This window comes from Haloplanus sp. HW8-1, from assembly GCF_023703795.1.
GTDB lineage: Archaea > Halobacteriota > Halobacteria > Halobacteriales > Haloferacaceae > Haloplanus > Haloplanus pelagicus.
The window spans coordinates 2,444,808-2,469,313 of record NZ_CP098518.1 but is presented as its reverse complement, the minus strand read 5'-3'; the positions used below and the strand labels follow the sequence as shown (position 1 = coordinate 2,469,313).

General features: G+C 63.5%; 29 protein-coding genes and 1 pseudogene. 14 read left to right on the top strand and 16 right to left on the bottom strand.

Features of this window, described 5'->3' with window-relative positions; translation table 11 throughout:
- Positions 1 to 71 precede the first annotated feature (71 nt).
- Together NBT82_RS13065 and NBT82_RS13060 are read left to right on the top strand one after the other, a co-directional pair.
- Positions 72 to 1,313, top strand: a complete 1,242-nt coding sequence (locus NBT82_RS13065) for a DUF3179 domain-containing (seleno)protein (RefSeq protein ID WP_251328552.1) — start codon at positions 72 to 74, stop codon at positions 1,311 to 1,313.
- 100 nt (positions 1,314 to 1,413) lie between these two features.
- Positions 1,414 to 1,674: a winged helix-turn-helix domain-containing protein gene (locus NBT82_RS13060; RefSeq protein ID WP_251328551.1), complete on the top strand. Its 261-nt coding sequence runs from the start codon at positions 1,414 to 1,416 to the stop codon at positions 1,672 to 1,674.
- A 39-nt stretch (positions 1,675 to 1,713) separates the two neighbouring features.
- Here the strand turns inward: NBT82_RS13060 and NBT82_RS13055 are convergent, their stop codons facing one another.
- Entirely contained in the window at positions 1,714 to 3,138 is a 1,425-nt protein-coding gene (locus NBT82_RS13055) for a dihydrolipoyl dehydrogenase (RefSeq protein ID WP_251328550.1), read from the bottom strand.
- 169 nt (positions 3,139 to 3,307) lie between these two features.
- On the opposite strand from NBT82_RS13055, the gene NBT82_RS13050 reads away from it, so the two are divergent.
- The 3 genes from NBT82_RS13050 to NBT82_RS13040 all read left to right on the top strand — a co-directional run bounded on the left by NBT82_RS13050 (position 3,308) and on the right by NBT82_RS13040 (position 5,212).
- Positions 3,308 to 3,760 carry a hypothetical protein gene (locus NBT82_RS13050; protein ID WP_251328549.1) on the top strand — a complete coding sequence of 151 codons (453 nt, stop codon included), beginning with the start codon at positions 3,308 to 3,310 and terminating at the stop codon, positions 3,758 to 3,760.
- An 87-nt stretch (positions 3,761 to 3,847) separates the two neighbouring features.
- Positions 3,848 to 4,828: an alpha/beta fold hydrolase gene (locus NBT82_RS13045; protein WP_251328548.1), complete on the top strand. Its 981-nt coding sequence runs from the start codon at positions 3,848 to 3,850 to the stop codon at positions 4,826 to 4,828.
- A 108-nt stretch (positions 4,829 to 4,936) separates the two neighbouring features.
- Positions 4,937 to 5,212, top strand: coding sequence for a MoaD-like domain-containing protein (locus tag NBT82_RS13040; protein WP_157688164.1), 276 nt, complete (start codon positions 4,937 to 4,939; stop codon positions 5,210 to 5,212).
- Between the two features lie 184 nt (positions 5,213 to 5,396).
- On the opposite strand, the gene NBT82_RS13035 is transcribed toward NBT82_RS13040, so the two are convergent.
- The 3 genes from NBT82_RS13035 to NBT82_RS13025 form a co-directional block, all read right to left on the bottom strand.
- A complete protein-coding gene (locus NBT82_RS13035) occupies positions 5,397 to 5,753 on the bottom strand; it encodes a DsrE family protein (protein ID WP_157688163.1) in 357 nt (118 codons plus the stop codon).
- A 187-nt stretch (positions 5,754 to 5,940) separates the two neighbouring features.
- Positions 5,941 to 6,246, bottom strand: a complete 306-nt coding sequence (locus NBT82_RS13030; protein ID WP_251328547.1) for a putative quinol monooxygenase — start codon at positions 6,244 to 6,246, stop codon at positions 5,941 to 5,943.
- Positions 6,247 to 6,386: 140 nt separating this feature from the next.
- Positions 6,387 to 7,400, bottom strand: coding sequence for an NAD(P)/FAD-dependent oxidoreductase (locus NBT82_RS13025; protein ID WP_251328546.1), 1,014 nt, complete (start codon positions 7,398 to 7,400; stop codon positions 6,387 to 6,389).
- A gap of 106 nt (positions 7,401 to 7,506) precedes the next feature.
- Here NBT82_RS13025 and NBT82_RS13020 point away from each other — a divergent pair, with 106 nt between their 5' ends.
- From NBT82_RS13020 to NBT82_RS12985, 8 genes are all read left to right on the top strand, one after another.
- Positions 7,507 to 7,728 carry a hypothetical protein gene (locus NBT82_RS13020; protein WP_251328545.1) on the top strand — a complete coding sequence of 74 codons (222 nt, stop codon included), beginning with the start codon at positions 7,507 to 7,509 and terminating at the stop codon, positions 7,726 to 7,728.
- Positions 7,729 to 7,776: 48 nt separating this feature from the next.
- Entirely contained in the window at positions 7,777 to 8,340 is a 564-nt protein-coding gene (locus tag NBT82_RS13015; RefSeq protein WP_251328544.1) for a carboxymuconolactone decarboxylase family protein, read from the top strand.
- Positions 8,341 to 8,367: 27 nt separating this feature from the next.
- Entirely contained in the window at positions 8,368 to 9,357 is a 990-nt protein-coding gene (locus NBT82_RS13010) for a sulfite exporter TauE/SafE family protein (protein WP_251328543.1), read from the top strand.
- A 115-nt stretch (positions 9,358 to 9,472) separates the two neighbouring features.
- Complete coding sequence (locus tag NBT82_RS13005) at positions 9,473 to 9,718, top strand: glutaredoxin family protein (protein WP_251328542.1); 246 nt, start codon at positions 9,473 to 9,475, stop codon at positions 9,716 to 9,718.
- Position 9,719: 1 nt separating this feature from the next.
- Positions 9,720 to 10,940: a methyl-accepting chemotaxis protein gene (locus tag NBT82_RS13000; RefSeq protein ID WP_251328541.1), complete on the top strand. Its 1,221-nt coding sequence runs from the start codon at positions 9,720 to 9,722 to the stop codon at positions 10,938 to 10,940.
- 136 nt (positions 10,941 to 11,076) lie between these two features.
- Positions 11,077 to 11,940 carry an SDR family oxidoreductase gene (locus tag NBT82_RS12995; RefSeq protein ID WP_251328540.1) on the top strand — a complete coding sequence of 288 codons (864 nt, stop codon included), beginning with the start codon at positions 11,077 to 11,079 and terminating at the stop codon, positions 11,938 to 11,940.
- A complete protein-coding gene (locus NBT82_RS12990; protein WP_251328539.1) occupies positions 11,933 to 12,898 on the top strand; it encodes a patatin-like phospholipase family protein in 966 nt (321 codons plus the stop codon). Before NBT82_RS12995 ends, NBT82_RS12990 begins: the two co-directional genes overlap by 8 nt.
- Before the next feature lie 6 nt (positions 12,899 to 12,904).
- Positions 12,905 to 13,357, top strand: a complete 453-nt coding sequence (locus NBT82_RS12985) for a L,D-transpeptidase (protein WP_251328538.1) — start codon at positions 12,905 to 12,907, stop codon at positions 13,355 to 13,357.
- A 9-nt stretch (positions 13,358 to 13,366) separates the two neighbouring features.
- On the opposite strand, the gene NBT82_RS12980 is transcribed toward NBT82_RS12985, so the two are convergent.
- From NBT82_RS12980 to NBT82_RS12950, 7 genes and pseudogenes are all read right to left on the bottom strand, one after another.
- A complete protein-coding gene (locus NBT82_RS12980; protein ID WP_251328537.1) occupies positions 13,367 to 14,722 on the bottom strand; it encodes a dihydrolipoyl dehydrogenase family protein in 1,356 nt (451 codons plus the stop codon).
- Positions 14,723 to 14,809: 87 nt separating this feature from the next.
- Positions 14,810 to 15,397: a helix-turn-helix domain-containing protein gene (locus NBT82_RS12975; protein ID WP_251328536.1), complete on the bottom strand. Its 588-nt coding sequence runs from the start codon at positions 15,395 to 15,397 to the stop codon at positions 14,810 to 14,812.
- A 65-nt stretch (positions 15,398 to 15,462) separates the two neighbouring features.
- Positions 15,463 to 15,732 (bottom strand): hypothetical protein, encoded by a 270-nt coding sequence (locus tag NBT82_RS12970; protein ID WP_251328535.1) that lies wholly within the window; start codon positions 15,730 to 15,732, stop codon positions 15,463 to 15,465.
- 61 nt (positions 15,733 to 15,793) lie between these two features.
- Positions 15,794 to 15,955 (bottom strand): hypothetical protein, encoded by a 162-nt coding sequence (locus NBT82_RS12965; RefSeq protein ID WP_251328534.1) that lies wholly within the window; start codon positions 15,953 to 15,955, stop codon positions 15,794 to 15,796.
- A gap of 180 nt (positions 15,956 to 16,135) precedes the next feature.
- Entirely contained in the window at positions 16,136 to 16,879 is a 744-nt protein-coding gene (locus tag NBT82_RS12960; RefSeq protein ID WP_251328533.1) for a DUF7546 family protein, read from the bottom strand.
- An 18-nt stretch (positions 16,880 to 16,897) separates the two neighbouring features.
- Positions 16,898 to 17,023, bottom strand: a pseudogene (locus NBT82_RS12955) (glutathione S-transferase N-terminal domain-containing protein); the annotation flags it as partial.
- 494 nt (positions 17,024 to 17,517) lie between these two features.
- Positions 17,518 to 18,729, bottom strand: coding sequence for an MFS transporter (locus NBT82_RS12950; RefSeq protein ID WP_256476577.1), 1,212 nt, complete (start codon positions 18,727 to 18,729; stop codon positions 17,518 to 17,520).
- A 118-nt stretch (positions 18,730 to 18,847) separates the two neighbouring features.
- On the opposite strand from NBT82_RS12950, the gene NBT82_RS12945 reads away from it, so the two are divergent.
- Positions 18,848 to 19,573, top strand: coding sequence for an NAD(P)H-hydrate epimerase (locus tag NBT82_RS12945; RefSeq protein ID WP_251328532.1), 726 nt, complete (start codon positions 18,848 to 18,850; stop codon positions 19,571 to 19,573).
- A gap of 46 nt (positions 19,574 to 19,619) precedes the next feature.
- On the opposite strand, the gene NBT82_RS12940 is transcribed toward NBT82_RS12945, so the two are convergent.
- The 5 genes from NBT82_RS12940 to NBT82_RS12920 all read right to left on the bottom strand — a co-directional run bounded on the left by NBT82_RS12940 (position 19,620) and on the right by NBT82_RS12920 (position 24,298).
- Positions 19,620 to 20,126 carry a redoxin domain-containing protein gene (locus NBT82_RS12940; protein WP_251328531.1) on the bottom strand — a complete coding sequence of 169 codons (507 nt, stop codon included), beginning with the start codon at positions 20,124 to 20,126 and terminating at the stop codon, positions 19,620 to 19,622.
- Positions 20,127 to 20,131: 5 nt separating this feature from the next.
- On the bottom strand, positions 20,132 to 22,285 hold the full coding sequence (locus NBT82_RS12935; RefSeq protein WP_251328530.1) for a cupredoxin domain-containing protein: 2,154 nt from the start codon (positions 22,283 to 22,285) through the stop codon (positions 20,132 to 20,134).
- A gap of 189 nt (positions 22,286 to 22,474) precedes the next feature.
- Complete coding sequence (locus NBT82_RS12930; RefSeq protein ID WP_251328529.1) at positions 22,475 to 22,864, bottom strand: winged helix-turn-helix transcriptional regulator; 390 nt, start codon at positions 22,862 to 22,864, stop codon at positions 22,475 to 22,477.
- Between the two features lie 146 nt (positions 22,865 to 23,010).
- Positions 23,011 to 23,856 carry a hypothetical protein gene (locus NBT82_RS12925; RefSeq protein ID WP_251328528.1) on the bottom strand — a complete coding sequence of 282 codons (846 nt, stop codon included), beginning with the start codon at positions 23,854 to 23,856 and terminating at the stop codon, positions 23,011 to 23,013.
- A gap of 154 nt (positions 23,857 to 24,010) precedes the next feature.
- Positions 24,011 to 24,298 (bottom strand): winged helix-turn-helix transcriptional regulator, encoded by a 288-nt coding sequence (locus NBT82_RS12920; protein WP_251328527.1) that lies wholly within the window; start codon positions 24,296 to 24,298, stop codon positions 24,011 to 24,013.
- Positions 24,299 to 24,506 lie beyond the last annotated feature (208 nt).

Genomic DNA, 24,506 nt, shown 5'->3' with positions numbered 1-24,506 from the left:
CGAATCGACTGTCGGTCAGTGTCGGTCACGTTTGATTTCCAGATGTCGCAGTCCACTCCCGGAGGGACTCCATGATCGACCTGGTCAACGTCGGACTCTACATCTTCGGTGTCGCGCTGTTGGCCGTCACGTATCTCCCGTTTTCACCGGCGACGGTTGACCTAGTGCTGTACTCGCGCGAAAAACAGATTGCTCTCTTCGAGCGCCGGTGGCTACTCAGAGGCGTCGGCATCCTCTCTCTGCTCGTCCTGTTCGTGCGTGCGCTCGTCGACGGGCAGCTCCGCTGGATCGGGCTTCTCGGAGTGACGACACTCGTTTCGGCCGTCGCGTTCTGGATCGGCTACGTCCCCTCGGTCATGTCGCCTCCGAAAGAACGAACCGTGCTCTCGGCGGCGGAGGGAGACGAACTGCTCGGTCCGGACGAGATGGTGCTCGGTCTCTACCAAGATGGCGAGGCGAGGGCGTATCCGCGGAAACACATCGCGCGGCCCCACTATCTTCCCGATGTCGTCCAGGGAGATTCGCTCGTCGTCACGTACTGTGTGCTCTGTAACAGCGGTGTCGCGTTTCACGCAGAATTCGACGGCGAGCCGATGGATATCCTGCCCATCACGGCTCCCGACAACAACATTCTATTGCTGGACCGGAACACCGGAAATTACATTCAGCAACTCGAGGCGCGCGTCGTCGCGGGGCCCGACGAGGGGACAACACTGGAGTCGATCCCCGTCCAGATTTCCGAGTGGGGAGAGTGGAAACGTCTTCATCCGGAGACGACGCTGGTTTCCGCTCCGCCGCAGTCCCTCAGGGATAGAATCGTCGCCGTCATGCTCGATATGATGGTCGCCATCCCGAAACTCGAAGCGAGGGAAACGCCATTCCACGGTCTCACAACTGCCGTCGACGACCGACTCCCGGCGATGTCGTACGTCCTCGGGATCGAACGCGACGGGGAGCGGGTCGCGATTCCTCGGGCAGTCCTCGACGAGTGCTCCGTCATCAACGAAACGGTCGGCGGGACGGCTATCGCCGTGCTGTACGATCCCGAACGGGAAATTGGCAACGTCTTTTACCGACAGGTTGGGGAACACGTTCTCACGTTTCGTCCCGCGCCCGACGGTCCGGGCGAGGCCGTCGCTCGGGACGACGAAACCGGGACGTACTGGACGCTCTCGGGGGAGGCCGTCGCTGGGGAGCTCGCGGGGCGGACGCTCGACCGACATCCCCACTGGGACGACCTCTTCTGGTTCAGTTGGGCGGCGTTCAGACCGGATACCCGCGTGTTCACGTCGGAGGCGACATCGAGCGCGTGATACGGTTACGAAGATTCGTATGAGACGGCCAAATCCGAGCGTGTAGCTCCAATGCACAGCCGATACGGGGTTAATAGTGTTCCCGTCGTCGCTGATACTAATGGTTGGTCAGACTACCGTCCCGTCGTCGCCGGAACTATCGTCGTTACGAGCACTCCCACCGAGCGCGAAACTGGTCGCCAAGACTCTGGAGTACGAGGGCCGTCTCACACAGGCGGAACTCGTCGAATCGACGCGACTTCCGGACCGAACAGTTCGGTACGCACTGCGGAAACTCGAAGACCAGGATGTGGTGACCTCCCGAATCTCGTTCGCCGACGCCCGACAGCGCGTCTACTCGCTCACGACCGCCGAGTCGTAGGGGTACGAGAAGGGGACCAGCCCAGTCCACCCCGCGCAATCAGTGATCATGTCCGCCGCGGGTGAACTGCCCGGAGAACGCCCGCTGGACGACTTCGGGGAGGGCCGGGTGGATATGAATACTCTCGCGGATGTCCTGTACGGTTCCGGTGCCGGCCGTCATCGCGACGACGACTTCCTGCACGAGCGTGGAGGCGTCGGGGCCGACGATGTGGCAACCGAGTATTTCCCCGTCGAGGTCGATGAGCACCTTCACGAAGCCTTCGGCTTTCATCGCGTCGCCGCGGGCGGTCTCCTCGTATCGGTAGGTGTTGGTCGCGTAGTCCCGTCCCTCGGCTCGCAGGTCGCTCTCGCTGGCGCCGACGCCAGCCACTTCCGGCGAGGCGAACACGGCGAAGGGCATCGCGCTGTAATCGACCGCTTCGAGGTCGCTCCCGAAGATGTTTCGTGCGACGGTCCGTGCTTCGTGGTTGGCGTTGTGTTTCAGCAGGTACTCGCCGACGATGTCGCCCAGTGCCCAGACGCCGTCGGCGGCCGTCCGCAGGTACTCGTCGGTTTCGACGAACCCCTGCTCGTCGGTTTCGACCCCCGTGGCATCGAGGTTCAGCGTGTCGGCGTTCGACACGCGCCCGGCGGCGATCAGCAACTCGTCGCCTGTCACGGTGACGCTTGTGTCGTCGTCGACGATGCCCCCATCGTCTCCGTATTCGTACGGCCGTGCCTCGACGGACACGGTACCGTCACTCTCCGAGACTGCGGTCGCGGTGTGCCCGGTGTGGACGGTGAATCGGTCGGCGTACCGTTCGGTGAAGGATTCGGCGACTTCGTCGTCGGCCTCCGGAAGCAGGTTCGGTCGACGGCCGATGATCGTCACGTCGCTGCCGAACGTCCCGAAGAAGTGGCCGAGTTCGGCCGCGATGTAGCCACCCCCGACGATCACGAGATGGTCCGGGGGCGTTTCGAGTTGGAGCGCCTCCGTGCTCGTCACATAATCGACCTCGTCGATACCGTCGATAGACGGAATCGCCGGCCGTGATCCCGCCGCGATGAGGATCGTCTCGGCCCGGAGTCGGGCCCCGTCGTCTTCGCCGTCGACGACTTCGACCGTGTGGTCGTCGACGAACCGCCCTTCTCCCTCGAACAGGCTGTGTTGGGACGACGAGCGGAGGCCCTGCCTGATGGACTCCGCGTCCGCCTCTACCTCCTCGTTCACTTCCCGGACGATGTCGGCGAACTCGACGTCGGCGACGCGAGCGTCGATGTGAAACTCTCCGGCGCGCTCGACCGTTTCGAGGACGTCCGCGTGATAGAGCAGTAACTTCGACGGGATACAGCCGCGATTGAGACAGGTGCCGCCCAGTGGCCCCTTCTCGACCACGGCGACGGACTGCCCTTGATTCGCCGCGACGTTGGCGACGTCGAGCCCCGACCCGGAGCCGATCACCAGAAAGTCGAACTCTTCCATACGCCCGTTCACACGTCTTCGAGTATGAACGTCCGGTTGCATTCCGACATTTCCTCGTGGTAACCTACTCACCAATTGGTTAGCGAATTGATTATTGTTGTGGGGTGCGTGGACCGGAACGGAGACAACTATGGCAACTGAAACCACAACGGCCTCGTCAGTATCGTCCGTGACGTCGGATCAATGGATCGCCGGGGCGGCCGGCGGGTTCGTCGGGAGCATCTTCTTCGGGCTGATGATGATGTTCGTCATGCCGGCCCCGCTGCTGGAGGTGGTAATCCCGGCCATGTACGGTATCGACGGCCCGGCGTTGCTCGCAGGCTGGGCGATCCACCAGTTCCACGGTGTCGTCCTCGGTCTCGTGTACGTCGCGCTCGTCCAGTTCGGACCGCTACGCGAACCTGCCCGTGAGTTCACCGGAGCGATCGGTCTCGGCGTCGCCTACGGCATCTTGACGACGCTCGTCCTCGCGGCGCTCGTGATGCCGCTGTGGCTCGCGGCCGTCGGCTTCCCCGCTGCGCCACCGTTCCCGAACGTCGCGTTCCCGGCGACGGTCGTCTCGACGATCGGCCACATCGTCTACGCGATTCCCCTCGCCATCGCGTACGCGATGTCGACGTAGGTCGTTTTTCCCTCCACCGTCGCCTGTGCAACGCCGTCCCAACGTCGCTTCAGGTATTAGATACCACGCTGCGTCCGAGTATGTGCAATGCCAACAGCAACCGTACGCGGACACGAGATCCACTACCGAACGGACGGCGACGAGGGACCACCGATCGTGATGGTCCACGGCGTGCCCACCAACAGTTCCCAGTGGGAACCGATTCAGGACCTCCTCTCGCCGTATTTCCAGACGTACGCCATCGACCTCATCGGTATGGGAAAGAGCGACAAACCACTGGACGACTGGGAGTACTCCTGGGAGAACGACTCCCACATCATCGCGGAGCTGATGGACGAGTGGGGCCACGACTCGATGATCGTCGCCGGCGACGACTGGGGCGGTGGTATCGCCCTCGACTTCGCCGCTCGCTACCCCGACAAGACGGACATCTGTGTCGCCGTCGACCCGGTCGCCTACGACAACTGGCCGGTCGCGGAGATCGAATCCATCGGCCGGCTGGCCTTCATCGACGACGAGGAGGAGTTCCGAAAGGCCGTCGCGGATTTCCCGATGAAACTCGTCCAGACCCTCCGGACGATGGTGCACGAACCGAGCAACTTCCGGGGTGGAGCCATCAAAGAGGGCGTCTCGACAGCGCGAACGACACACGACCTCCGGAAACTCCGCGAACCGTACGAGACAGTCGACTACGCCGACGGGGGCTCACAGCTCAACGGCGACGCCGGCTACGGCTCGCCGAAACTCGACGCCATTCGCGCCCTCGCACTTCGTGGGGCGTCGCTCGATCCCGACTGGATGCTCGACATTCCCTACGAGGATATCACCGCCCCGACGATGCTCCTCTGGGGGTTGCAGGACATCATGATGGACTCCGCGATCCGGTTCCGGTTCCGATACGACATCACGAACGCCCCTGTTCGCATCCAGCCGCTGCAGGAGGCGGGCCACCTCGCGCTGGTGGATCAACCCCATCTCGGCGCCGATGCCATCATCGATTTCGTCACCGAACACCAGGGCACCGACGTCCTCGCCGACCGGTACATGGGATTCCCCGAAATCCTGTGATCGGTCGTGTACCGTCGTTGCACGCCGCCGCGTGGCTTTTTATACCGGAGCATCCATCGACGGTATGGATTTCCGAGCACGAATTCCTCTTCGGGGGATGCAGAGCGCATGAGTGCGAACGAGAACTGGGTGCGACGGGAGCGTTCGTTCCGCGGTATTTCGGAACGTCTCGCGATCACCTATCTCGAAAACCTGGGCGCAGAACGGGTCGACGACGACCGCGTCGCTGCCGACGACTGGACGGCGACGCTCTCCTCACAGACCGTCGGGATCGGCCCGTCCGTTTCGCTGACGCAGGTCGACCTGATCTTCGAGGGTGACCCCAACGCCCTCGATTCGCTTATCGAACGCTTCGCCCAGAAAGCGATGCGTGCCGGCGGATAAGCGCCGCAGTAAAACGTATCTCTAATTTATACTCGACACTTGAGTGTCGGTCGATCCGATCACGTATCGAATCAGTTCGTCGTACGATGGACGACGATCCGTAATCGTCGATAGCCCGCAATCGACTGACTGTCCTCGAATGGTCCGTCTCTACGTTCACGCGCGGTGTTAGAGACGACAGTTATCAGAAAGTAATAACTTCGTACCCGTCGGCGACGAGCGACCGAATGCTCGGGTGCCCGTCGTGGTCGTCGAGCGTGACCAGTCCGGCGTCGTTCACGATGTCGTCGACGCCGAACGCGCCGGCGCAGTAGTCACAGACGGAGGTATCGTCCCGAACCGTCCGATAGAGTTCGTGGTAGTCGCTGTCCTCGTCTTCGAGTTCGGGAATCCACTGCGTCCCGGCTCCGTCGAAGATGAGTTCGACGTCGTCGCCGTCCGTCTCGGCGAACTCCTTGGCCGTTTCGAGCCCGTTCGCGAGACGGCCTTGGTCGGCGTGTGAGTCGGTGCCTGCGAGAACGATAACTGCTGCTTTCACCATTCCGGCTCCTGGTACGCCGCCGCCTCATATAGGGGACGCGTGGCTGTGCAATCCGCACACCTGGTCCCACTCGATTTAAAAGGCCCCTGTCGAAGGCCAGAGTCGATACTGGGACTTCGAGGCCAGTCGGGTAGAGACCGCGGTCGGGGATGGGTTTCGGGATTCGACCGACGTGCGGCCGGAAGGACTAGAGTTCGACGTCGCTGACGCTCTCGACGTCGAACCGGGTTAGGTCGGGCTCACCGTCGAGCAGTTCGGGAAGCGCCGCCTCGAACTCGCCGAAATGATCCGTTTCGACGTGTGCGCCGAACGCCGCTTCGCTCTCGTACCGTTCGACGAACCGGAACAGGTTCGGGTCGTCGATATCCGTGTTGACCCGATAGTCGATGATTCCATCCTCCGCCCGGGACTTTTCGGCGAGCTCTCGCATCAGTTCGACCGCTCGGTCGCGGTGGTTCGGATCGATCGGAAACGTCGCATGGACGACGAGCATTGCACTCCTACCCGAACGGCAAGGGTGTATATAGACCCGGCAGGCGTGCGGCACCGTTGCACGAGATCGATCGGTTCGCATCCTCGCCGGGGTTCCGCGGTGTGGCGACCGCCGCGGGGATCGACGACGGACTCACACACCTAATCGTACGTGTGGAACTCGGTGGCCTGTTCGAGGAGTTCGTCCGGCATCCCGGGCACTTCGTCGCTTCGAACGGGCCCCTGTTCCTCGACGAGGTCGGGATCTCGCGGGAAATCCCGCAACGTCCAGTGGATCGAAATCCCCGCTTTCGCGCCGTCTCCTAGCGCGATCGGCACCTGGTTGTGCCCGGGTGTGAGATCGCCGATCGCGTAGACGCCGTCGACACTCGTCCGCCCGTGGTCGTCTACCTCCACGGTCCCGTCGTCGTTCAGTTCACAGCCGAGGTCGGTCGCGAGCCCGCTGTTGTAGTCGGCGCCGTACAGCGCGAAGCCACCCTTGTACTCGCGGACGGCTCCCCCTTCGAATTCCAGCGCCTTCAGCCATCCGTCGCTCCCGTTCTGGACACCGGTCACGTCCTCGTGGATCACGTCGATCGGATGTGTGTCGAGCATCTCGTCGGTGTCGTCGCTCCACGCTGGCGCGTCCCCCCGAGTCAGCAGGTCAACTTCGTCGGTGAAGTTGAGCAGGATTGCAGCGACGTGGGCCGCGCTCTCGCCGTACCCCATCACGTACACGGACTCGTCCGCGAACATGTGTGCGTCACAGTGGAGGCAGTAGTGGAGCCCGCGACCGGTTCGAGGGAGCGGCGGGTCCGGTCGCACGTCGTTCATTCCCGTCGCCAGCGCGACCGCGTCGGCCACGTAGTCCACGTCGGTGCCGCACAGGCGGAACCGATCGTCGTCAGTCCGGCCGGCCGATCCGATTCGATCCGAGAGTACCGTACAGCCGTACTCCTCCAGTTGCTCCTTCCCGATCTGCAGGAGCTCCATCCCGCTCGTCTCTTCGGTCGTTCCGACGAGGTTGTGAACGTCTTTCATCATCGCTGCCCGGCCCCCGCCACGGTCGACGAGTGCTGTTTCGTGCCCAAGTCGCACGCTGTACAGTGCCGTCGACAGCCCCGCTGGTCCGCCACCGACGACGACGACTTCGTACGCTTGCTGGTCTACAGCCATACGACGACCGTCGGTGGGGGATCTAAACGTACTATCCCGAGTGTGTGCCGGCGTTAAACGCCCGCGCTTCGGTTTAATACACGTCTGTCGTACCGTACACCGTCTCATGGCCTCGATCACCGCTGGCTTGGTCGGTGGGTTGCTCGCGACGATCGTCATGACCGCCGTAATGATGATGGTAGGCGATGGCGGCTCACCGCCGACGGCTGCTCTCGTCGAGAAATTCGCTGGTGGCGAACCGAACGACCACGCCACGCCGGGAATGATCCTTCACAGGGTCTACGCCGTCGTCCTCGTCGGGTTCCTGGGGACCGGCATCCTCGCGTGAATCACTGGATAGCATTGTAACCGATCACACCACAAATAGACGAAACCAATGTCACGACTACCACTACTCGAACTGGACGAGATTCCGGAGGAGTACCACTACCTGTTCACGGACGATTACCTCGGTGACCGACACATCTTCCGGGCGTGGGCGCACAACCCCGAAATTCTCCAGGCGACGCTCGAGTATCTGAACACGCTGTACGAACAGCTCGGTCAGCGTCGCAAGGAACTGGTCATCCTCACCGTGGCGCGAGCACGCGGCGCCCGATACGAGTGGCACCAGCACGTCGACATCGCCCGCGACAAGGGCGTTACCATCGAGGAGATGCGAGCGATCGGGGGCAACGACCTCTCGCCGTTCGACGACGCGGAGTTCGTCCTGCTCCAGTACGCCCGCGCAGTCGAATCGGGGACCGTGACCGACCCTATCCACGACGCGCTGGAACGACACTACTCGTCGGCGGAGATCGTCGCGATCGGCCTCCTCGTCGACTTCTACGTCGGCCTGTGCAACTACATCGCGTCCGTCGATCTGCCCTTCGAAGGCGGCGAGTTCGTCGGCTGGCATCCCGATCCTGACACCGTGGCGGAGTTATTCGATGACGCGTGACTGCTCGATGAACTCCCGGTGACATACATGATGGATGATCGCGCCGTCGGTGCTGGGCACCTCGTCGCTGTACTCGGAGGGGGGGTTCCGCTCGTCGCGCTTGGAACACTCGATGTCGGGACGGCTGGCTCGGTACTCACGAGTCTCCCGGTTCCCGCCGGGTTTCCCGTCGATCAGTTCCTCGCGCACTGGTGGGTGTTCCCGGCATCGATCCTCTTTTCGATGATCGCGCTCTCCTCGGGCGTCTCGGGTGCCCTCTTTTTCAGCCCCTTCTTCATTCTCGTCGTCGGCCTGTCGCCGGCGCAGGCCATCGGTGCCGGGCTCATGACCGAGGTGTTCGGCATGGGGAACGGCCTCCTGAACTACGTCCGGCAGCGCGTCGTCGACTACGCGACGGCGAAGTGGCTTCTCCTCGGTGCCGTCCCGTCCGTCGTCGTTGGCGCACTCGCCGCGCACTACGTTCCGACGACGCTCCTGACGCTCGCATTCGGCGTCGGCCTCCTCGGACTCGGGGCCTTCCTCGGCCTCCACGACCCGCCGGAAGAGTGCGTTCCCGGCGAGGAAGAAAACGAGTTCCTCGAACGAAAGAACGCGGGCCGGGGTACGACGGTCGTCGAGGCGGCCGATGGCGCGACCTTCACTTACGATACCTGCTGGCGACTGCCCGGAGTCATGCTGGCCACCGTCGGCGGGTTCGTCACGGGCCTCATCAGCGCCGGGCTTCCCGAGATCACGACGACACAACTCATCGTCCGGTGTCGACTTCCCCCTCGCGTGGCGATCGCGACGAGCGTGTTCGTCCTCGCTATCGCTGCGCTGGCCGGGGCTATCGTTCACGCACTCGCGGCGACGCCGGTCTGGTACGTCGTCGCGTGGTCGATCCCCGGCGTCCTCATCGGCGGGACGGTTGGAACCCGGATCGGAAAGTACCTTCCCAGCGACCTCATGGAGCGGGCACTCGGGGTGGTGTTCGTCGGCGTCGGTCTGATCGTCCTCGCGAGCGAACTGCTCGCGTGAGCTTCGATATGGTGTTCGAGTGCTCTCGGGCTCTGTCTCTCGCACGCCGGCTCGTGTAATCGATTCACACACCCACGGTATCGTTAATGAAACTCCCACCGCAGGTCGTGCCGTGATGAGCCGTCTGGAACTGTACGACAGGCAGGACTGTCCGTATTCGAAGAAGGTGCGGGACAAACTCGAGGAACTGGGCGTCGACTACGACGAGACGGTGGTGCCGGACAAGCACACCGACCGCGAAGAGGTTCACGAACGCACCGGACAACGGGGCGTTCCGGTGCTGTTCGATCCGTCGCTCGACGACGGCTGGCTCGCCGACAGCGACGCCATCGTGACCCACCTCGAACGCACCTACGGCTGAGATGAGTTCCACGACTCGTTCCGAACGCGACCGCTCGGGCCTGTCGACGCTCGTCCCCGACGATCCGGAGCAACGGCAGGCGTTCGTCACCGAGGTACTGTCCGGGGAACTACAGCGCGAGGGTCGTGTATCCGAAGCTCTCCTCGACTCCGCCGTGACCCAGTATCTCACGTCGGTTCTCGCCGACGGGACCGACCGAACGCGACGGGAGTTCGCCCAGTACTGTGTCGAACACGACGTCCGATCCGAGACGCTCTCGAAGCTACTGGTGGCGATACAGTCTCAGCTGATCGAACGCGGGGAACGACTCCAGTCGGTCGACGCGGTCGAGCTTCGGCGACTAACGAGCCGCGACATCGCTGCGATCAGTGCGGCGTGTGCCGAGGCGAGCAGAGCCGGGTCGGATCGCGGAGGGGCCGAAGTGATCGACGAGGTTCACTCGCAGGTGGCGGACGTAACCGATCGCTCCGCGGAGATTGCGTCTCTCACGGAACAGCAGGCGTCGAACGTGAACGACCTGAGTGGAGAGGTCGGAGACATCAGCGCGGCCGTCGAGGAGATCGCCGCCTCCGTGGACGAAATCGACACCCAGAGCGACGACGCGGCCGCCCTCGCCGAGGAGGGCTGTGTCAGAGCGAGCGAACTCAGCGAACGGATCGAAGAGATTCATACGCGAGCGACGGGCGTTCGCGAGGCCGTGGGGACGCTCGCCGATCACACCGAGGACATCGGCGAGTTCGTGGATACGATCGACGACATCGCGGATCAGACGAACCTGCTGGCGCTCAACGCCTCGATCGAAGCGGCACGCGTCGACGAGGGTGAGGGATTCGCTGTCGTTGCGGACGAGGTGAAATCACTCGCCGAGGAGAGTCAGGATGAAGCTGCACGCATTCGAGCGTTGGTCGAGACGATCGACGGCGCCGTCGATGGGGTCGTCGACGACATCGAGAGCGTCCACGAACAGACCGAAGCCGGGCGTGAGGAGGCGGCTCGAGCCGTCGAGACGTTCGAAGCGATTGACGAGGTCAACGGCCAACTATCGGAGAGTATGGCGGACGTGGCGACGGCGACGGATCAACAGGCCCGAAGCACCGAGGAACTCGCCATGATGGCCGACGAGGCCAATCGGAAGACGGAGATGATACTCGACGAAGTCGAGGGGATCGACGACAGCAATCGCGAGCTACTGGACCTGCTCGAATCGTCGGTGGACGAGTGAAAGCGTCGAACGGGGCCGTAGTGCATCGATTCCAGCGATATCTGGCTATCGTCACGAACGAGCAACGTTCGTTGTCCGTCCGTTGCACAGCCGAGGTGTGGTTATACGGCTTCGTGGAGTGGGTTCGGATGAACACATGTCCACCGACGAATTCGACCTCCGTGAACCGGAGTTGACCGCTGCCGACCTGCTCGTCCTCGACGACGAGCATTTCGCCCCCGAGACGGTCGCCATCGTCACTGGCGCGGCCTCGGGAATCGGTCGTGCAACGGCTGTCGCGCTCGCGGCGAACGGTCTCACGGTCGTCGGGGCCGACATCGACGAGGACGGCCTCGACGGTACCGTCGAACTCGCCGACGACGTGGATGCCCCCGGAACCGTCCATCCCGTCCCGACCGATCTCACGGACGAGGACGCGGTCGAGGCGATGGTCGACGCTGCAGCCGAAGCTGGCGACCTCCGGTACGTCGCCAACGTGGCCGGGATGCAACACATCGCCTCCATCCCCGACTTCCCGATGGAGAAGTACGACCTCCTGCTCGATATCATGCTCCGCGCGCCGTTCCTCACTGCGAAGCTCGCGATGCCGCACATCCGGGCGACCGAGGATGGCGTCGGCGCAATCGGCAACATGTCCTCCGTCCACGGTCACTACGCGACGCAAGACAAACCCGCGTATATCACGGCGAAACACGGGCTTACTGGTCTGACACGCGCTATCGCCGCGGAGGGTGAGGGGACCTTGCGGGGCTTCTCGGTCAGCGTCGGCTACGTGCTGACGCCGCTGATGGTGAACCAGATCGAAGACACGGCCGCCGAGCGGGGTATCTCCGAGCAGGAAGTCGTCGAGGACGTGATGCTCGGACAGGCACGGACGAAGGAGATGATGACGCCCGCCGAAGTGGCGAACCTCTTCGTCTTCGGCTTCTCCAGCCACGGCAAACACCTCAACGGCGGCGACATGCTCCACGACGGCGGCTACACCACGACCTATGAGTGACGACGAACCGACGAACGTCGCCATCGCCTGTCAGGGCGGTGGAAGTCACACGGCCTTCACCGCCGGCGTGCTGAAGGAACTGCTCCGCGAGTGGGACGACGAGTACGAACTGGTCGGGATCAGCGGCACCTCCGGTGGCGCGTTCAACGCGCTCGCGACGTGGTACGGGCTCGTCACCGCCGACGCCGAGCGGTCGATCGAACTCCTCGACGCGCTCTGGGAGGATCTCGCGGCGAACTCCCCGTCGGACCGGGTCACGAACGAGTGGGTGGTCGGCCTCTCGCGGATCGAGAGCAGCGGCCTGCCCTTCCCGCAGATCAGCCCGTACCAGAATCCCGGCTCGAATCTCGGGAAACGACGCATCGAGCGCGTCCTTCGAACACACATCGATTTCGACGAGATTCCTGCGCTCTGTCGGCGTGACGTTCCGGAACTCGTCGTCGGGACGGTCAACGTCAACGCAGGCACGTTCGAGACGTTCACCAACGAGGACGTGACGCCGGAGGCCGTCCTCGCCTCCGCGGCCGTGCCGAACCTGTTCGAGGCCGTCAAAATACACGGCCACTACCACTGGGATGGACTGTTCTCGCAGAACCCCCCCATCGACGACCTGATGACCGTCGAGGCGTCCCGCAAACCGGACGAGTTGTGGGTGATCCAGATCAACCCGCAGGTGCGCGAGGGCGAACCGTCCTCGCTCGAGGAGATCGCCGACCGCCGCAACGAACTCTCGGGCAACATCTCGCTGAACCAGGAGCTTCGGGTGATCGAGCGAGTGAACGACTGGATCGATCAGGGATACCTGCCCGAGAGCGAGTTCAAACGGACGGAGATTCATCGGATCGAGATGGGCGAGGCGTACCACTGTTCGACCAAAGTCGACCGACGTCCGTCGTTCATCCGGGAACTGATGGAACAGGGTGAACGGCGGGGGGCCGAGTTCAGGGAGGAGCGGTGATCGACGATGGACCGGTCCGGTCCCGTCCGCGTCGTGGTCTGGATGCGAGACGCGCCGCCGCTGGACGGTCCTCGTTCGAGGGTGCTCGACCGGCTCCGTGAACTGGAAGCCGACGGCGCCGTCGACGACGTGTCGGTTCGCGTCTGGGGACGGTACGTCGATCCGCCTTCCGACGCTCCCGCAAGCGAGGAGGGGCCGATCCAGGCTCGAATCGCCGAGTTCGAGGCGTGGGCCGACCGCGAAGGCCACTCCCTCGAACCGGCCTTCGGGCGGTGTGAACGGTCGACGATGGTCTCGGCGGAGCGACGGGAGGTGATTCGCCTCCCGCTCCAGTGTCTGGCGGTTTACGCCGGCGACCGACTCGTCGGCGTGTTCCCGTGTTCGACTGGCAGTGGCACCGAGACCGTGGCTGACTGCATTCGGCGCCTCGGAACAGAGGCTATCGTCGACGACGAGTAGACGCCCGAATCAGTTCGCTGCGTCTCTGAACGCCGCTTCGACGACCTTGCTCAGCGTCGGGTGGGCGTGGATAGTCTCGCCGACGTCCTCGACGGTGAGGCCGTGTCGCATCGCGACGACGGCCTCGTGCAGCAAGGTCGACGCCTCGTAGCCGATGGCATGCGCGCCGAGGATAGTCCCGTCGGTCGCCGCGAGCACTTTCACGAAGCCGTCGTCGAGTTTCTTCGCGCGACCCATCGCAGAGTCGGCGTAGTCCGCCCGGCCGACGACGTACTCCCGACCGTCGAGTTCCGCCTCGGTCTTCCCGACGCCGGCGATCTGTGGCTCGGTGAAGATGGTGTGTGGCATCGCCGAGAGGTCGGGCGCCCGTCGGTCGCCGTGGACGACGTTCGCCACAGTGTGCCGCGTCTCGTGGTCTCCAGAGTGTTTGAACAGCGCGTTTCCAGCCACGTCGCCCTGTGCCCAGACGTTGTCCGCGCTCGTCTCGAGGTACTCGTTCGTCTCGACGAATCCGCGGTCGTCGACCTCGATTCCGGCGGCGTCGAGGTTCAGCGAGTCAGTGTTCGGGCGGCGGCCAAGTGCGACCAGCACCTCGCTCCCGTCGACGGTCAGTTCGTCACCGGCCTCGGTTTCGGCGTGGACGGCGTAGCCGTCGCCCGACTCCTCGACGGCCGTGACGCGGTGCCCGGTGTACACGTCGTGGCGGGCGGCGGCGAGTTCCGTGAACAGGTCCGCCACGTCGCCGTCCTCCCGGTGGACCAGCCGGTCGTTCATCTCGACGATGGTCACGTCGGTGCCCATCGTCTCGAACACGTACCCTAATTCGACGGCGATGTAGCCACCACCCATGATGACGAGACTGTCCGGGAGTTCGCGCCGGTAGAGCGCGTCTTGGCTCGTGAGGTACTCGATGTCGTCGAGGCCGTCGATGGGTGGGACGACTGGGCGACTTCCCGTCGCGACGACGACCTTGTCGGCGGTGACGGATTCGCCGCCGAGTGCCACCGTCCGTTCGTCGACGAACTCGGTGTACTCGTCGAACAGCGTCAGGTTGGGTCGCTCGCGGTACCGCGCCTCCATGTCGGCAGCGATGCCGCCCAGCAGGTCGTCCATCTCGTCGACGACGGCCGCGTGATCCACGCCGTCGAGCGTGGCGTCGACGTGGAAGCGCTCGGCATCGCGGACGTGGTTGACGGCGTTCGCGGCCTGAATCAACATCTTCGAGGGGTTGCACCCGCGGTTGAGACAGGTCCCGCCGAGCGGTCCCGGTTCGACGAGCGCCGTGTCGAGTCCCGCGTCTGCCGCCGCCGAGGCGACGTTGTTTCCGGTTCCCCCGCCGATGACGAGCACGTCGAAATCACTCATGTGACTCGGGATACGCCGGGCGGAATCAAATAAGGGGTAGCGACTCCGCAACGGCGTTGCACGACCACCGAAGGTGGCGTGTCTCGTTCAGTCGTCGGGGAACGATTCCCAGAACACGTCCGGGAGTTCGCGGTCCGGATTCTCGGCCATGTAGTCCTGTTTCGTCACGTTGGCTTCCTCGATGAGTGCGGCCGCCTCCCCGGCCCAGATGTAGAAGCCGATCAGCGTCTCGCGGCGCATCCGCTCTAGGTCGACCGAGTGATAGACGTTGACCACGCCGCCCTCCTCACGGTTCAGTTCGGATCGGCGAAGCAGACCGATGTCGACGAGTTTGTTCAGGTACCGCGTCACCGTGCTCCGGTCGTAGCCCAGCGATTCGGCGACTTCGTTCGCCGAGAGTGGACCCTCACCGATGACACAGAGACAGATGTCGAGGCCGGCTTTGGGGAGGCCGAACGCGTCGAGGAGGACCTGTCTGACGTCGGGTGGTTTGACGGTGATATCGCAGTCGGTCACGCGTTGCATCGACTCCCCGTGACAGGACATCGGTGGGTCGTCGCGGCCGAGCGCGAGAACCACGTTGTCACAGTCGGGACACTCGAAGACGTCGTACCTGCTGGATGACGGATCGTACTGAACCGCCTCGGTCGCCTCGTTCGTGTCGTGTTCAGACATCGGTGGCCACTCCCAGCATTCGTACCCAGAGACGACGGCGGAATCCATAACTCTGCCCCGTGCGCTCACCCACGATCGGTCACCTCCGCGTCGACGACGATCATCTCGTCGAGATCGAGCGCGAGGAGTTCTTCACCGGTTACGGTTATTCTGACCCGCCCGTTGGCGTCGATGTCAGCTAGCGCGCACGATTCCAGTCCGTCGAGCTGTTCGCGGACCGTTCGCTCGTCGACGGCGAGCGCGTCCGCGAGCGATTCGACCGACGTTCGCTTCCCGGTGCTGGCGTCGCTCTGTCTCTCGAGTTCCTCCAACACGTCCCTACGGGTTACTGACATTCTTCGTTCTGCTCGTTCGGCGCTCGACGACGTCGCGCGACTCTCGGCTCGTGTATCGTCCTCATCGGAGGAGAACGATAATTTCGTCGTTGGCGAGGGTATCGTTCGGCACCACTGCTCTCGACACCGCACAGGTGTGGTCTCTCACGTGGAGGCGCTGTCCGTGGTCGACGCCGTCCGGTTGACTCGCGTCCGAACGCTGTGGATCGAGGGGGTGTGTCACGGATGGCCTCCGAACGATATCGTCGCTGTCGTTACATACGGCTTCGGCGACCGTGCAATAGGACTACAACTGCTCCAGGGAAAACGTAGCGGCCATCGACAGTTGTAGGAATTATCGGAAGCCATCGTAGATTCTCGCCGGACCATCCCGGCCAGAATCTATGGACAGTTACGCTACTCCCTAGTAGCGCCCCGACAGCCAGCCTCGCGGGTTCGAGAACGGCCGCCAGACGAGCAATCCGACGGACGTCGTGAAGACGAACGTCGAGAGGCCGTACGGCTGGTTCGTCGCGACCGTCGCGAGTACCGATCCACCGCCGAAGAGCGCCGTCACGGCCGTCCCGAGAATCGGCCACGTGCAACTCACACACGAGGCGAAGCCGAGTGCGCCGGAGAGGGCCGACCCGTTCACGTCGAGAAGGGTCACGAAGACGAGATAGGAGAGCGCGAGATAGCCCACGAGTTTGTACGGGAACAGCGAGAAACGGACCAGATCACCGCCGTAGAGGAGCGCCGGGCTCCATCCTGGAGGCATCGACGTGAGGGCGAGACGGACTGCGCCGGTCCCGTGAGAGTGGCCGTGAAACGCGTGCCCTGGCCCGACCAGCCCGCCGGCGACGATCAGTACGACGAAATACAGCCCTGTGAGTGCACCGACGGCGAGTTGCCGTCGTCGCGGCACGTCGGGTCGCTTTACCGAACTGACGGCCCAGAGAGCGAGATTGATCCAGACGAATGGATACACCAGAATCAACGGGTTCGTTATCGTCGTCGGCGAAGCGACCCAGTACACCATCACCAGTGTCACCTCGACGTTCAGTACGAGTCCAGCGTACAGCATCGATTCTCGGGACCCGTATCGCTGCACTCGGTCGACGATGGCCGTCCACGTGCCCGTCTCGGCGGACAATCGATCGGTGTTCATCTCGGAATCTCTCACTCGTCAACCGTACGTCCGTTCGAGGTACGCGACGATGTCGTCACTTTCCGCCATTCCAGTCACGCCGTTCTCCGGATCGACGAGAACTGGAACGCCCTTCTGTCCGCTGACTTCTTTCACTTCCGACCGGAAGAATCGGATGGGAAAGACGTCTCGTGTCTCCTGACATCCTCCCACGACTGAAGTCGTGGGGTTCCACGGTCACAGACCGTGCCCACGACGGAGAGGTTCCCCACTCGCGTCGTTCGGTGGGGTTGTGGGCCGTGCCAGTCCGGCCCCCGACTCGGATAGCGGGCTTCATCTACCGCCGCGCTGGCGTGCATATCCTTACCCGAGACTCGGTAGCACAACCGACGATACGAACCGTGGTAGTTGTTTCGGCTGTTGTCGGATTCATCCCACGGCTGAAGCCGTGGGCTTTCTCCTTGAACCGCTGTAATCGAGCCCCAACTCGTCCAGTTTCCCCTCGACGGTCGCACAGTAGGGACAGCCCGCGAGTCGATACAGTCGTCTCGTTCCCATCGGTTGGCGTGTCCTTCACTCAGCTTCGTCATAAGTGCGAGCCGAGGATCGGGTAACGCCGTTACCGGTCGGTAAGTGTCGCCCCGGCGGTTCTGGCCGTCCTATCCGCGACCGTCGGCGAGCTTCGTCGCCTCGGGGAGTTTCCGGAGCCGCTGCATCGACAGCGTGCCGAGAATCGGGCCGAGAGCCAGCGGCGCGAACGCCCAGCGCCAGCCGACCAGATCCACGATCATCGGGATCATCTGGATCGACACGGTCGTCAGGAGGAACCCGATGGCCGTCTGGAGCGTCAGCGCCGTCCCGACGTAGGACCCTTCGGCGAGTTCGGAGACGGCCGCCGAAAACTGGGCCGAATCGGCGACGATGACGAATCCCCACACGAGGACGAAGGGGACGAGAACGAGCAACGACGACCCGAAGACGAATCCCGCGGCGATACAGGCGACGCCGCTGATGGCCATGCTCGCGCTCGTCGTCCCCGTTCGACCGAACCGATCGGCCGCCGAGCCGGCGACGACGGCGCCGACACCACCGATGGCGATAGTCCCGAAGGCCAAGAGGGAGGCGAGACTCGACGAGTCACTAATCCCGCCGTTCGCCGCGATGCTCGCGATCAGGTAGGCAGGGATCCACGTCCAGACGGCGTAGAGCTCCCACATGTGGCCGAAGTAGCCGCCGTTGGCTAGCATCGTTCCCCGGTCCCGGAGGATGCGACCGATCGCGCTCGGATCGAACGGTGCCGCCGGTGCCTGATGCGGTCCCGGTTCGACGAGGAGGACCAACAGCCCACCGAGTACAGACAGGCCCGCGGCCCCGTACAGCACGACTCGAGGTTGTCCGACGCCGCCGACGGCACGGAGCAGGTGCGGAAGCGCCGAGCCGACGGTCAGCGCGCCGACCAGCATGCCGATTGCGAATCCGCGGCCCTCCTCGAACCAGCCGGCGAGAATCTTCATCCCGGTGGGGTAAACCCCGGCCAGGGCGACGCCGGTCAAAAATCGGAGACCTATGGCCGGCACGGCCGACGTGACGAATCCAGCGATTGCGGCCGTGAACACTGCGCCGGCGACGGCCGACGCCGCAAATAGGTAGCGGGGTCGGATCACGTCCGCGAGCGTGAGGGCCGAGGAGAGGAGCGCACCGGCGACGAAGCCCAACTGCACTGCGATAGTCACCCACGCCGTCTCGCCGTCGGTGAGCCCCCACTCAGCCGCCAACTCCGGCGCCGCAGCGGTCGCGCTGAACCAGAGAGACATGGCGAGGAGTTCGGCCAGCGCGATCACTAACAGCACTCGGTGTTTTCGGGCTACCATTGTAGGTATCGATAGGTAACTACCTGAGCTACCAAAAGCGTCAGCTAACCCGTGGGTAACCCCTAGTCGGCGATCGCAACGGCACACAGCAATGGTGGTTGAGAGTCCAAGAACCGATATGACCACTGACGCGTTCGTGACGGCGTCGGGGACGCACGTTCCGGCCGTGACGGCGGAGACGATGCGCGATGTCGACCGGGTTGCCGTCGAGGACGTGGGACTACAGTTACTCCAGATGATGGAGAACGCGGGCCGAACGCTGGCCCATCGAGTCGCTGCGACAGGTGAGGAGCCGGCCGTGGTCGTGGCCGGAAACGGCGGCAACGGCGGTGGCGGGTTGGCGTGTGCTCGCCATCTCCACAACCACGACGTTCGAGTGGCTGTCGTCCTCGACCGCGACCCCGACGCGTTGTCCGGGGCCGCGGCACAGCAGTATCGGATTCTCGACGCCACGGATATTCCGGTCAAGATCGGAGTCGAGGAACTGGCGGCGTTCGATCGGATCGGCGTCGTCGTCGACGCGCTCGTCGGGTACGGCCTCGACGGCCCACTCCGCGATCCGGCACGGGGGCTCGTTGAGGAAACGGACCGACGCGGATCGAGCGTCGTCTCCCTCGACGTGCCCTCCGGTATCGACGCCACGACCGGCGAGACACTCGGGGCAGCCGTCCACCCGGAGACGACGGTCACGCTCGCGTTACCGAAAACGGGACTACGAACCGGTGCGGGACAGCTCGTTCTCGCCGACATCGGCATTCCGCGGGTCGTGTACGACCGCCTCGACATCGCGTACGACGACCCGTTCGGCCGAGAGTGGTGGATCGAACTAGCGACTGGAGACTGATTGTTCGCTGAGTTACAGGTTCGAAAAGGTCAAGACCGACCCCTGATCAGTCGTCGGAGTGGACGGTCTGCAATCCTTCGAGTGCGTCCTTGACCGCCGACAAGTCCGGCTGCACGGTGGGATCGTCGGTGCTCCACGCGTACCGAATCGTCCCGTCGGTGTCGACGACGAAGACCGAACGCTTCGCGATCCGTTTGTGGCCGTTGAACTCCTCGTAGAACACGTCGTAGGATTCGGCGACGCTCCCGTCGCTATCCGAGAGGAGGGCGAAGGCCAGTTCCTCCGTCTCCGCGAACGCTCGATGGCTGAACGAGCGATCCGTGGAGATGCCGAACACCGTCACTCGGTCGTCGAGGTCGAACCACAGTAGATCGTGGAGCGAGCACATGTGTTCGGTGCACTCCGGGTGGAAATCGAAGAGATAGAAGTTGAGTATCACCGGCCCTCGCTGGAGTGCGTCGGCGAGCGAGTACTGCGACACCTCGCTCGCGTCTCGGTCCATCGCGGTTCCGGGCAACGTGAACTCCGGTGCGGTGGTGCCTTCGGGGAGCATCGTGATCAGGCCCCCTCAGGCGGCTGGTCGCTCCGGCCGGGCACGCCGCGGCCTTGGTAGAAGTCGCCGGCCCAGTTCCCGATCCAGATGTCCTGATTCGCGGTGTACAGCGCCCACGCCGTCGTGAACGTGTCGTCGACGACCGTCCACTCGTCGTCGCCGGCGTCGTACTCGACGGCGTCGTTGTACACGGCGGCCTGTCCGTACTCGCCGCCGGCAGTCGGCGGGAGGGGAAGCGTGAATTCGGCACCCTCGTCGCGGCTGTTCGGACGTTCGGCCCGTTGCAGTCGCCCGCGGTTGAACGTCTGGTTGAAGTAGCGGGCGTACACCGCCTGTACGTCGAGATCGAGGAGCGCGTCGGCGGCGTTGAGGCCGCCGGTCACGTCGCCCGCGTCACGCGACGTGATTCGGTAGGTGGAGGCGTCGGGACTGGTGGCGAAGGTGCCCGCGTCCTCGTCCCAGAGTTCGTCGAGCAGGTAGCCGAGAACGCTCTCCGCGGTGTCGCGGTGATCGACGCCGTCGATCTGGGAAGCCCAGAGGAGCCCCTGTCCGACCGCGCCCTGCGTCGCCGCTCCGTTGGCCGCGCCGTCGGCCACGTATCCGTTGCCCTCGAAGTGGGCGTCGACTTCAGCCGCCAGATCGTCGGCGTAGCTCGCGGCGGCAGCACGCAGGTCGTCGCCTCCTGCGTGGGTTCCGTACCAGCCGACGGCCCCGAGCATCTGGCCGAGGTCCCGGGTCGACCCCATGTCGACGACATCCGAGGGATCGAAGAGGTTCATCGTCGTCTGCGCCATCCCGTCGGTCAGTTGCTGGATCTTTCCGTTCGGAATCAGCGGTTCCGGGTTCACGTAGCCGAACCAGCCGTTCCCCGCGAGGCTCGTGAGATCCGACAGGAACCAAAGCATCGCCGAGTGGTGGTTGGGCCGGGTCGTGTCGTCGACGACCGTGCCGTCACTCGGTCGGAACTCGGAGACGAGTTCGAGCGAGTCGCCTTTCGTGAGCGCTCCGTTGCCGTCCGGGCCGCCGGCGATGAGTGTCGCGTTCGTCCCGATCTGGGCGAGGGTGGCGAGCATCTGCGCGCGGAACTTCGCCGCAATTCCCGGTGGAAGCGTCTCGAAGTGTTTCTGGAAGTTCTTCGCCCACGTCACACCCTTGAGGTGCGTCCACGCGACGGAGGAAGGACTCACGACCTTCGAGGACTTCGACATGCCCCACGTCAGCGTCGCGGCGTCGGGTCGCCCATCGCCGGAATCGAAGACGGGCTGTTGGGTGAAGTGGGGGTCGCCCTCCGTGAACGCGGCCATGTTCAGGTTGGGATTCTTGATCGGCGGCTTGTCGACGTCCGCATGCTGGAGCATCCCCGGCACTCGCTGGTCGAACGCCTGCTGTTGCTCCTCGTTGTGGGGGAACAGAACCCCGTTCCCACTCATGGCGATGTTGGTACTCATGTTGTACAGGGAGTACCAGTAGGAGTCCCAGGTGGCGTCCTGCCACGCGTACGCGTTCGCCCCCCCACCCTCGCTGGTGACGATGCCCGCCACGTCGAGGAGTCGGGTGAGCGACTGGGCGGCGGCGCTCAGTTCGATGTCGTCGACGGCCGTCGTTCCCGGCCCACCCTGTGGCTGACCGACGACGACGAGACCGACCATCCCGAGTCCCTCGTGCGGGCGACAGAAGTAGTTGTAGACGCCCGGTGTGTCGAAGGTGTGTTCGAAAGATTCTCCTGCGGAAAGAATCCCGGAATCGAAGGAAGTCGCCCCCTCTGGAATCCGGAGTGACCGGTCGAAGTCGGGGTGATACGCCGTGATCGAGTGCGATCCCTCGGCGATGTTCCACGTCACGGTCGCGCCCTGTTCGACCCAGACGACGGCCGGCGTGTTCACGTGCTGGCCGGCGCCCTGGTCGGACGAAAGCATCGTCGCCTCCACCGTCGCCGACGACTGGAGGTCGTCGGGTCCCCCGAGTTGATCCGCACCAAGGGGGTTGGTCCCGGACGCTTCCGTCGCCGTGGCCGTCGCCGTTGCGGTCGACGTGGGAGTCGTCGTCGCCGTCGAGGTGGCCTCGGAGCCTTGCTGACTGTTACAACCCGCTAGTGCGCCGATCGCTGCGACCCCACCGAGACGAAGGAGCGTACGCCTGTCAATGTCATCGATTGCCATATCTACCCGAAACTTAGTTTCTACCCGTAATGAATCTCAGACAACCGCGGGCTCAACAAGTAACGCACGTGTAACCCGGTGAGTCGCCGATCACCGTGGGTGGCCGACTCGTAGTAAGAATGCGGCAGGAACCAACCGACCGTGTCGAGCACGACTCGACCATGCCCGCCTGCGTAATTCCGGAGACTCCTACGCGACCGACGACTCGTCTTCGTCGGGTTCCGTGAGATGTTCGAGACCCCAGTCACGCATCGAAAATATCACCGGTTCGAGCGACTGCCCGTGTTCGGTGAGCGAGTACTGCACCCGCACGGGTTTTTCGCTGATGATCTCGCGGTCGACGATCTGCTTCTCCTCGAGGTCGTCGAGACTACTCGAGAGGACTTTGCTCGAAATCCCGTCGACATACGTTTTGAGTTCGTTGAACCCGCTCGGTCCCTGTTCGAGGAGTCGGTGAATGATCACGGGGTGCCACTTCTTGCCGATGAGTGACGCTGTCGTCGTGACCGGGCACCAGTCCTCGCCGGCACACCACACTTCGAGCTGGGTGGCAGCGTCCGCTTCAGTATCGTCGCTCATGTCCGTCCCATACGGATGGGGACGCTATAATAGTTACCTGTAGAAATCAAGTAACTTGATGTGATTCAGTATCGAGACGAACGAAACGGGAACGCAAGAACCATTGCTACCAGATCCTCTCCAGAAAAAATGAGTTCGGCATCCGACTACAGCGACGGGGGGAACGTGAGCACGTTGCGGATACCACCGCTCTGCGCACCGGTAACTCCGCGAACCTGCCCTTCACCCCACTCGTCGTGGAACAGGTCACAGTTGAACGCGACCGGCATGTCCAGTGGCAGGATTGGGTGTTCGGATTCGTACTGGATCACGATGGGGTCCTCGTTGTCTCCCATCTTGATGTTGTAGTGTCCGTAGGCTAGCGTGCCGCCGGCTCCGATATCGAAGCCGTCGCTACCGCCGTAACTCCCGCCCAGCGTCGTCTCTTCGGTGATCGAGACGATCCAGCCACCGTCTCTGACTTTCCCGGCCAGCATCTCGTCGCGATTGGTCGCCCCGTCGTCGTGGTTGTTCGGCATCGCTCGCCCCGACACCACGTACGCGTTGTAACCCACGTCGGGATCCTGGTAGAACGGATTCAGCACGGCCGAGCCATCGGTACTCTCCTCCGGTTCGAACAGCCCTGTGTCTCCCTCGAACGTCAGTCCGAAGCGCTCCTCGTAGAACGCCTCTGCTGCTCGCCGATCCGCGTCGATGGCTTCCTCGTCTCGCCCCATGATCTCGCGCTGGAAGCGCTCCGCGTTCTCGACGACGCTCCAGTCGCCCTCGACGAGTGGTTCGGCGAGATAGACCAGTACGTGGTCGAATCCGCCGAGATTCGGTGGAGTCAGCGTCTTCGCACCGCCGTAGTTCCCGATCCGTCCGGGATTGTTACTGTCGCCGCCGCCGGCAGCATCGGCCCGATCGGCGCTCACGGTTCCGCTCGTGCCGAGTCCGAGCGCACCCGCGATACCGACCGTTCCGATGGCCTTGAGTGTGTTGCGTCGATCCATTAGTTGCTCCGCGTGGCCCGACTCTGCACGTATTGGGCCACAATACCACGTCACACACCACTATTATATTTCAGCTGTATCACATTTGTAAGGTAGTAACCGATTCGTCACTCGATCACCATTTGGTTGATACGTTATCCCGACCTCACCGCATCTACTCTCTCACGACGTGTTCGACGCCCCACTCGTGGATACGAGTGACGATGGGGGCGAAGTCACGACCGCGGTCCGTCACCGCGTACTCGACGCGCACCGGCTTTTTGCTCACGATGTGGCGTTCGACGAGTTCGTGTTCCGTCTCGAGTCGATCGAGGCTGTCCGACAGGACCTTCGACGATATGTGATCGATCTCTCCTTTCAGTTCGCCGAATCCCATCGCTCCCTCCGTCAGTAGCTGGTGGAGGATGATCAAGTGCCACTTGCGTCCAAGGAGGTTTGACATGGAAATGAGCGTTTCCTGTGACTGGCTCGGTGTGACGACCGACGTCGATTTCGTATCACTCGATTCTGAGTGTGTACTCATGAGTATCTGTGAGAACCTGTTATCGGTGATCTGGGTTCTGCGGGTGAATCTGCCGACTTATACACGAACTGTCGTACACGGTTGTACAACTCGACCGGGAACTCCTTACTCTTCTGTGAGTGTGAAG